This window comes from Streptomyces racemochromogenes (assembly GCF_044129415.1).
GTDB classification, from domain to species: domain Bacteria; phylum Actinomycetota; class Actinomycetes; order Streptomycetales; family Streptomycetaceae; genus Streptomyces; species Streptomyces racemochromogenes_A.
Genome location: NZ_JBBDHD010000231.1, coordinates 1 through 5,844, shown reverse-complemented (window position 1 = coordinate 5,844; position 5,844 = coordinate 1). Strand labels below are relative to the sequence as shown.

Sequence of the window (5,844 nt, the reverse complement as noted above, 5' to 3'; positions counted from 1 at the left end):
GCGGGGTGGGGGGGCGGCGGGGGCGGCGGGGCTGTGGGCCGGCGGGGTTGGGGGCGGCCGGCGACGCCGGAGCGGCGACGGCCACGGTCTCGGCCTCGGCGCCCAGCTCCGCACCGCCACGGGTGCGGCGGCGCTGGCGCGGCGTACGGGTCCGGGCGGGACGCTCCTCGGCCACCGGGGCCGCACCGCGGCCGCCACGGCCACCGCGCCCGCCGGTCTCGCCCAGGTCCTCCAGCTCCTCGGCCTTCAGGCCGGCCCGCGTGCGCTCGGCGCGCGGCAGGATGCCCTTGGTACCGGCCGGGATGCCCAGCTCCTCGTAGAGGTGCGGGGACGTGGAGTACGTCTCGACGGGGTCGTGGAAGTCCAGCTCCAGCGCCTTGTTGATCAGCTGCCAGCGCGGGATGTCGTCCCAGTCGACCAGGGTGACGGCGGTGCCCTTGTTGCCCGCGCGGCCGGTGCGGCCCACGCGGTGCAGGAAGGTCTTCTCGTCCTCCGGCGTCTGGTAGTTGATGACGTGGGTCACGCCCTCGACGTCGATGCCGCGCGCGGCGACGTCGGTGCACACCAGCACGTCGACCTTGCCGTTGCGGAACGCGCGCAGCGCCTGCTCGCGGGCGCCCTGGCCCAGGTCGCCGTGGACGGCGCCGGAGGCGAAGCCGCGCCGCTCCAGCTGCTCGGCGATGTCGGCCGCCGTGCGCTTGGTACGACAGAAGATCATCGCGAGTCCGCGGCCCTCGGCCTGGAGGATGCGGGAGACGAGCTCCGGCTTGTCCATGTTGTGCGCGCGGAAGACGTGCTGCTTGATGTTGGCGACGGTCGCGCCCTCACCGTCCTCGGAGACGGCGCGGATGTGCGTCGGCTGCGACATGTAGCGGCGCGCCAGGCCGATGACGGCGCCCGGCATGGTCGCCGAGAACAGCATCGTCTGCCGCTTGGCCGGCAGCAGGTTCATGATCTTCTCGACGTCGGGCAGGAAGCCCAGGTCGAGCATCTCGTCGGCCTCGTCGAGGACGAGGGCCTTGACGCGGGACAGGTCGAGCTTCTTCTGCCCGGCGAGGTCCAGCAGGCGGCCCGGGGTGCCGACGATCACGTCGACGCCCTTCTGGAGCGCCTCGACCTGGGGCTCGTACGCGCGGCCGCCGTATATGGCGAGGACGCGGACGTTGCGGACCTTGCCCGCGGTCAGCAGGTCGTTGGTGACCTGGGTGCACAGCTCGCGGGTCGGAACCACCACGAGGGCCTGCGGCGCGTCGGTCAGCTGCTCGGGCGTGGCCCGGCCGGCCTCGACGTCCGCGGGGACGACGACCCGCTCCAGCAGGGGGAGGCCGAAACCGAGCGTCTTGCCGGTGCCGGTCTTGGCCTGGCCGATGACGTCCGTGCCGGAGAGGGCGACGGGGAGGGTCATCTCCTGGATCGGGAAGGGGGACACGATGCCGACGGCTTCCAGGGCCTCGGCGGTCTCGGGAAAGATCCCGAGTTCACGGAACGTAGTCAGGGTGCTGCCTCTTCTGTGAGACGCGGCGCGAGGCGGCGAGGGGGGTCCTACCGTGCCGGGCTTGCGGTACTGCGCCCACCCGGGGTTCGGGCGGGTCGTACGAAGCTGCGCGGGACCACTGCCATCGCTCAGGCGCTCGTGCCGCTGAGGGGGCCCCTCGTGGAGGCGGTACGCATGGGCGTACTCCCCGCGCCGAGGGCGGTCGGGTGGAGCCGATCGGGCCACCGACCGGGCATCCTCATTCGGATGGCCCGCCGAGTATTCGGCAGGCGCATTACCACTGTACCCCGGAATCGCGCAGGTGTGTCGGGTGAATTCACCACCCAGGCGGGTTTACGCGGACCGGGAGCACGTAGGAGTGGTGACTTGTCCCGCCTTTCGGCGGGCTATTGTGCGGAGCATGTCGACCGTTGAAAACGCATCTCCCGCCGACGACGACGCCCAGGCCGGGGCGCAGGGCATCGCCGACCAGGACTGGGCGACCGCCTCCGCCTCCCCGCAGTACCGGGCCGCCGTCGTGGACCTCCTCGGCGCGCTGGCGTACGGAGAGCTCGCGGCCTTCGAGCGCCTCGCGGAGGACGCGAAGCTCGCGCCCACCCTGGGCGACAAGGCCGAACTGGCGAAGATGGCCTCCGCCGAGTTCCACCACTTCGAGCGGCTGCGCGACCGGCTCGCGGCGATCGACGCCGAGCCCACCGCCGCGATGGAGCCCTTCGCCAAGGGCGTGGACGACTTCCACCGCCAGACCGCGCCTTCGGACTGGCTGGAGGGCCTGGTCAAGGCGTACGTCGGCGACTCGATCGCCAGCGACTTCTACCGCGAGGTCGCCACCCACCTCGACACCGACACCCGTGCCCTGGTCGTCGGCGTCCTCGACGACACGGGCCACGGCGGCTTCGCCGTGGAGAAGGTCCGCGCCGCGATCGAGGCCGACCCGCGCGTGGGCGGCCGGCTCGCGCTGTGGGCGCGCCGCCTGATGGGCGAGGCGCTCTCGCAGGCCCAGCGGGTGGTGGCCGAGCGCGACGCGCTGTCCACCATGCTGGTCGGCGGCGTGGACGGGATGGCGGCCGGCTTCGACCTGGCGGCCGTCGGCGAGATGTTCACCCGGATCACCAAGGCGCACACCAAGCGCATGGCCGCCCTCGGCCTCGCGGCCTGAGGATCCGGCGACCGCCCTCCCTCAGCTCCGCGACGGGAGCGAAAACGGAGGGCGGCGCGGGCCCCGGCCGCCACCGGCGGCCGGGCGCAGCAGAAGGGACAGGACCACGGCCGACACCCCGAGCCCGCCCAGCAGCGTGGCGAAGAGGGTGTTGTGCCCCGGCCCCAGCGACATGTGCGTCAGGTAGGCCCCGAACAAGGCCCCGCTCACCCCGCTGACCAGCACCGTTCTGGTGGAGGGCAGGCGTTTGGCGAGTACACGCACGGCCACGCCCGCGAGGGCGAGGCCCAGCAGACCGGAGCCGACGGCCTCCATCAGCATCATCTGGTCACTCCCCTGCGTCAGGGCAAACCGGGTCACTGCGGTCCTACCCGAAGCGGAAGAAACGGAAACGGCCCGGCGGAGGTGTCCGCCGGGCCGTTCCAGTCGTACTCCAGTGCCTCAGAGCGCCCCGAAACCGACCTTGCGCTGCGCCGGCTCACCGAGGTCGACGTACGCCAGTCGGTCGGACGGCACCAGGACCTTGCGGCCCTTGATGTCGGTCAGGCTCAGCAGCGGCGCGGTGCCGGTCAGGGCCTCGGCGACGATGCCCTCCAGCTCCTCGGCGCTCAGGCCGCTCTCCAGCACGATCTCCCGGGGTGCGTGCTGCACGCCGATCTTGACCTCCACGGCTTTGTCCCTCCGACGGTCCGGTTCGCGCGATCAGCCGCGCCGTACCCGGTCCACATTAGCCCGGTGAGGCGACACGATCGGCTCGCGGCGGACACGCTGGCAGCGAACAGCGGCCGGTCAGGCTTCGGTCAGGCCTCCGTGCCGTGCAGCGGGAAGCCGGCGATGCCGCGCCACGCGAGCGAGGTCAGCAGCCCCACCGCCGTGTCACGGGCGACCGGGCTCTCGCTCGACAGCCAGTACCGGGCCACGACCTGCGAGACCCCGCCCAGGCCCACGGCCAGGAGCATCGACTCGTCCTTCGACAGGCCGGTGTCCTCGGCGATCACGTCCGAGATGGCCTCCGCGCACTGGAGCGACACGCGGTCGACCCGCTCGCGCACCGCCGGCTCGTTGGTCAGGTCCGACTCGAACACCAGCCGGAACGCGCCGCCCTCGTCCTCCACGTACGCGAAGTAGGCGTCCATCGTCGCCGCCACGCGCAGCTTGTTGTCGCTGGTCGACTCCAGCGCCCCGCGCACCGCCTGCAGCAGGTTCTCGCAGTGCTGGTCCAGCAGGGCCAGGTAGAGGTCGAGCTTGCCGGGGAAGTGCTGGTACAGCACCGGCTTGCTGACGCCCGCCCGCTCCGCGATGTCGTCCATGGCCGCAGCGTGGTAACCCTGTGCGACGAACACCTCCTGGGCAGCGCCCAGCAGCTGGTTGCGCCGGGCACGGCGCGGCAGTCGCGTACCCCGCGGACGCGCTGCCTCGGTCTGCTCGATGGCTGTCACGCCGCCTCCCACTTTCTCTAAGAACACAGTGCGCTCTGCGCCGCGCCGCCATCGTACTTTTCGGTAACCGAATCTGGTGTGTTCAAGCCTGGTTTTCTCGCTGTGCGGACGGCCTGACACGCCCCGGACGTGCTGGTCAGCGCCTGGCAGATGCTGTCAGCGGTAGTCCTCCTCGTCCAGGGGCACCACCCGGGCCTGTTCGGCGGCGTCCGCCTCCGGGGCCTCACCCCGGAACCCGCCGTTGAGCGGGTCGTCCTCCTGCGGCTGTACGTCGGTGAGCTGCTCGGCAGCGTCCGCCTCCGGTGCCTCGTCGTCGAGCGGGTCCGTGAACCGGTCCCGGAAGGAGTCGGGTTCCGCAGGGTCGACAGTCATTCCACTCCCCTCGCCTTCGCTCGTCCTCTTACGAGCCTAGGAGGATCGGGAGCCCGCCGCCAGGCGGTCCTGTGACCGCGAACACAAGGGAACGCAGGGGGCTCAGCGTGATCGTCTCGTAACATTGGCGCCATGTCTTCGACCGAGCTGCCGGGCGTGAGGTCCACCGCCGAACCGACCTCCCAGGTGGGAGCCGTCCGCGTGGCCGACGGGGAGGGGCTGCGCACCGTCGCGCTGCCGGGCCTGGAGATGAACGTACGTTTCCGGCCGGCGGAGCGGGAGGGCCTGCCGCCCGCGCTGTTCGTCCACGGGCTCGGCGGCTCCTCGCAGAACTGGTCGGTGCTCATGGAGCACCTGGCCGACTCCGTCGACGGCGAGGCGGTCGACCTGCCCGGCTTCGGCTGGTCCCCGCCGCCCGCCGACCGGGACTACTCGGTCACGGCGCTGGCCCGTGCCGTCATCCGTCACCTCGACGCCGCCGGACGCGGCCCCGTGCACCTGTTCGGCAACTCCCTGGGCGGCGCCGTCTCCACCCGCGTCGCGGCGGTCCGCCCGGACCTCGTGCGCACCCTGACGCTGGTCTCGCCCGCGCTGCCCGAACTGCGCGTGCAGAGCTCGGCCGTGCCCACCGCCCTCCTGGCGCTGCCCGGCGTGCCCGCGCTCTTCGGGCGCCTCACCAGGCACCTGACGGCGGAGCAGCGCACCAGAGGGGTGACGGACCTCTGTTACGGAGACCCCTCACGGGTGACACCGGAAGGCTTCGCCCACGCCGTCGAGGAGATGGAGCGGCGCATGGCGCTGCCCTATTTCTGGGAGGCGATGAGCCGTTCCTCGCGCGGGATCGTCGACGCGTACACCCTCGGCGGGCAACACGGGCTGTGGCGCCAGGCGCAGCGCGTGCTCGCGCCCACCCTGCTGGTCTACGGTGGCCGGGACCAGCTGGTCTCGTACCGTATGGCGCGCAGGGCCGCCGCGGCCTTCCGGGGCTCGCGGCTGCTGAGCCTGCCCGACGCCGGACACGTGGCGATGATGGAGTACCCCGAGGTGGTGGCCGCCGCCTTCTGGGAGCTGCTGCGCGACACCGCCACCGGGGAGACCGACCGAGATACCGCAGACGGCAAGGGCTGAGGACGTGGGACGACATAGTCGCAAGGCCCCCGCACCCGCCGACGCCCGTCCGCAGCCGGCGCCCGCGCCGGCGGCGTACGGGACCGGCCCGGACGGCCTGTACGAGCCGGAGCCCTACGCCGCCGAGCCGTACCGGCCCGAGCCCTACGCCCCCGACCCGTACGCCCCCGACCCCTACGAGCCGCGGCCCCGGCCGGCCGGCGCGCCCGCGCCGCGCGCGTCGGCCGGGGCGCACGCCCGGTCCGCCGACC

Annotated in this window: 7 protein-coding genes and 1 pseudogene; 3 read left to right on the top strand and 5 right to left on the bottom strand. The window is 72.6% G+C overall.

From position 1 onward, the window contains the following. Nucleotides 1-1,429: DEAD/DEAH box helicase (locus tag WDV06_RS35960; RefSeq protein WP_395514015.1), on the bottom strand; the 1,429-nt coding region annotated here is incomplete at its 3' end. A gap of 466 nt (nucleotides 1,430-1,895) precedes the next feature. Between WDV06_RS35960 and WDV06_RS35955 the strand changes: the two genes are divergently transcribed. Next, nucleotides 1,896-2,654, top strand: coding sequence for a ferritin-like fold-containing protein (locus tag WDV06_RS35955; RefSeq protein ID WP_395514014.1), 759 nt, complete (start codon nucleotides 1,896-1,898; stop codon nucleotides 2,652-2,654). A 21-nt stretch (nucleotides 2,655-2,675) separates the two neighbouring features. On the opposite strand, the gene WDV06_RS35950 is transcribed toward WDV06_RS35955, so the two are convergent. The 4 genes from WDV06_RS35950 to WDV06_RS35935 all read right to left on the bottom strand — a co-directional run bounded on the left by WDV06_RS35950 (nucleotide 2,676) and on the right by WDV06_RS35935 (nucleotide 4,465). Then, complete coding sequence (locus tag WDV06_RS35950) at nucleotides 2,676-2,975, bottom strand: hypothetical protein (RefSeq protein WP_395514016.1); 300 nt, start codon at nucleotides 2,973-2,975, stop codon at nucleotides 2,676-2,678. 120 nt (nucleotides 2,976-3,095) lie between these two features. Then, entirely contained in the window at nucleotides 3,096-3,323 is a 228-nt protein-coding gene (locus WDV06_RS35945) for a DUF3107 domain-containing protein (protein WP_355965297.1), read from the bottom strand. A 131-nt stretch (nucleotides 3,324-3,454) separates the two neighbouring features. Beyond that, on the bottom strand, nucleotides 3,455-4,093 hold the full coding sequence (locus WDV06_RS35940) for a TetR/AcrR family transcriptional regulator (RefSeq protein WP_007266374.1): 639 nt from the start codon (nucleotides 4,091-4,093) through the stop codon (nucleotides 3,455-3,457). Nucleotides 4,094-4,249: 156 nt separating this feature from the next. Further along, nucleotides 4,250-4,465, bottom strand: coding sequence for a hypothetical protein (locus WDV06_RS35935; protein ID WP_395514013.1), 216 nt, complete (start codon nucleotides 4,463-4,465; stop codon nucleotides 4,250-4,252). A gap of 132 nt (nucleotides 4,466-4,597) precedes the next feature. Between WDV06_RS35935 and WDV06_RS35930 the strand changes: the two genes are divergently transcribed. Continuing rightward, nucleotides 4,598-5,593: an alpha/beta fold hydrolase gene (locus WDV06_RS35930; protein WP_395514012.1), complete on the top strand. Its 996-nt coding sequence runs from the start codon at nucleotides 4,598-4,600 to the stop codon at nucleotides 5,591-5,593. Nucleotides 5,594-5,597: 4 nt separating this feature from the next. After that, a pseudogene (locus tag WDV06_RS35925) lies at nucleotides 5,598-5,844 on the top strand (hypothetical protein); the annotation flags it as partial.

What these genes read in the sequence shown, in the direction of transcription:
- WDV06_RS35955 (WP_395514014.1), top strand. Translation starts at nt 1,896, where the DNA reads ATGTCGACCGTTGAAAACGCATCTCCCGCCGACGACGACGCCCAGGCC.
- WDV06_RS35950 (WP_395514016.1), bottom strand. Translation starts at nt 2,975, where the DNA reads ATGCTGATGGAGGCCGTCGGCTCCGGTCTGCTGGGCCTCGCCCTCGCG.
- WDV06_RS35935 (WP_395514013.1), bottom strand. Translation starts at nt 4,465, where the DNA reads ATGACTGTCGACCCTGCGGAACCCGACTCCTTCCGGGACCGGTTCACG.
- WDV06_RS35930 (WP_395514012.1), top strand. Translation starts at nt 4,598, where the DNA reads ATGTCTTCGACCGAGCTGCCGGGCGTGAGGTCCACCGCCGAACCGACC.